General features: G+C 66.9%; 1 protein-coding gene. It reads left to right on the forward strand.

The features are described from left to right. Positions 1-1,964 (forward strand): DNA-directed RNA polymerase subunit beta (rpoB, locus tag ID574_RS59190; RefSeq protein WP_188197857.1); only part of this gene is annotated, 1,964 nt, incomplete at both ends.

A 1,964-nucleotide genomic window follows, 5' to 3' on the forward strand; every position in this document is an offset into this window, starting at 1 on the left:
TTCGGCTTCGTCGAGACGCCCTACCGCAAGGTCGTCGACGGCAAGGTGACCGACCAGATCGACTACCTGACCGCCGACGAGGAGGACCGCTACGTCAAGGCGCAGGCCAACACGGCGCTCAACCCCGACGGGTCGTTCGCCGAGTCCCGCGTCCTGGTGCGCACCAAGGGCGGTGAGACCGAGCTGGCCCGGGCCGAGGAGGTCGACTACATCGACGTGTCGCCGCGCCAGATGGTGTCGGTGGCCACCGCGATGATCCCCTTCCTGGAGCACGACGACGCCAACCGCGCGCTGATGGGCTCCAACATGCAGCGCCAGTCGGTGCCGCTGCTCAAGAGCGAGGCGCCGCTGGTCGGCACGGGCATGGAATACCGTGCCGCGACCGACGCCGGTGATGTCATCAGCGCCGAGAAGGCGGGCGTGGTGGAGGAGGTCTCGGCCGACTACATCACGGTCATGAACGACGACGGCACCCGCACCACCTACCGGGTGGCCAAGTTCAAGCGCTCCAACCAGGGCACCAGCTTCAACCAGAAGCCCATCGTGGCCGAGGGCGACCGGGTGGAGGTCAACCAGGTCATCGCCGACGGCCCGTGCACCGACAAGGGTGAGATGGCGCTGGGCAAGAACCTGCTGGTGGCGTTCATGCCGTGGGAGGGCCACAACTACGAAGACGCCATCATCTTGTCGCAGCGGCTGGTGCAGGACGACGTGTTGTCCTCGATCCACATCGAGGAGCACGAGGTCGACGCCCGCGACACCAAGCTGGGGCCCGAGGAGATCACCCGGGACATCCCGAACGTGTCGGAGGAGGTCCTGGCCGACCTGGACGAGCGGGGCATCATCCGCATCGGCGCCGAGGTCGTGCCGGGTGACATCCTGGTCGGCAAGGTCACCCCGAAAGGTGAGACCGAGCTGACGCCGGAGGAGCGGCTGCTGCGCGCGATCTTCGGTGAGAAGGCGCGTGAGGTGCGGGACACCTCGCTGAAGGTGCCGCACGGTGAGCAGGGCAAGGTCATCGGGGTGCGGGTGTTCTCCCGTGAGGAGGGCGACGAGCTGCCTCCGGGGGTCAACGAGCTGGTGCGCGTGTATGTGGCGCAGAAGCGTAAGATCACCGATGGTGACAAGCTGGCCGGCCGGCACGGCAACAAGGGTGTCATCTCCAAGATCCTGCCGGTGGAGGACATGCCGTTCCTGGAGGACGGCACTCCGGTCGACATCATCCTCAACCCGCTGGGCGTGCCCGGCCGGATGAACGTGGGCCAGGTGCTGGAGACCCACCTGGGGTGGATCGCCGCCCGAGGGTGGGACATCACGGGCATCCAGGAGGCCTGGGCCGACCGGCTGCGCGAGAAGGGCTTCGACCGCGTCGAGCCGCACACCAACGTCGCCACCCCGGTCTTCGACGGCGCCAGCGAACAGGAGATCATCGGCCTTCTGGGCAGCACCCTCGTCAACCGCGACGGCGACCGGATGGTGATGCCCAGCGGTAAGGCCCAGCTGTTCGACGGGCGTTCCGGCGAGCCGTTCCCGTACCCGATCGCAGTGGGCTACATCTACATCCTCAAGCTGCTGCACCTGGTCGACGACAAGATCCACGCTCGGTCGACCGGCCCCTACTCCATGATCACCCAGCAGCCGCTCGGCGGTAAGGCCCAGTTCGGTGGCCAGCGCTTCGGTGAGATGGAGGTGTGGGCGCTGGAGGCGTACGGCGCCGCCTACGCGCTGCAGGAGCTGCTGACCATCAAGTCCGACGACGTCCTGGGCCGCGTGAAGGTCTACGAGGCCATCGTCAAGGGCGAGAACATCCCCGAGCCCGGCATCCCGGAGTCCTTCAAGGTCCTCATCAAGGAAATGCAGTCGCTGTGCCTGAACGTCGAGGTGCTCTCCAGCGACGGCATGTCCATCGAGATGCGCGACACCGACGAGGACGTCTTCCGCGCCGCGGAAGAGCTCGGCATCGA

This window comes from Nonomuraea sp. SYSU D8015 (assembly GCF_008065375.1).
GTDB lineage: Bacteria > Actinomycetota > Actinomycetes > Streptosporangiales > Streptosporangiaceae > Nonomuraea.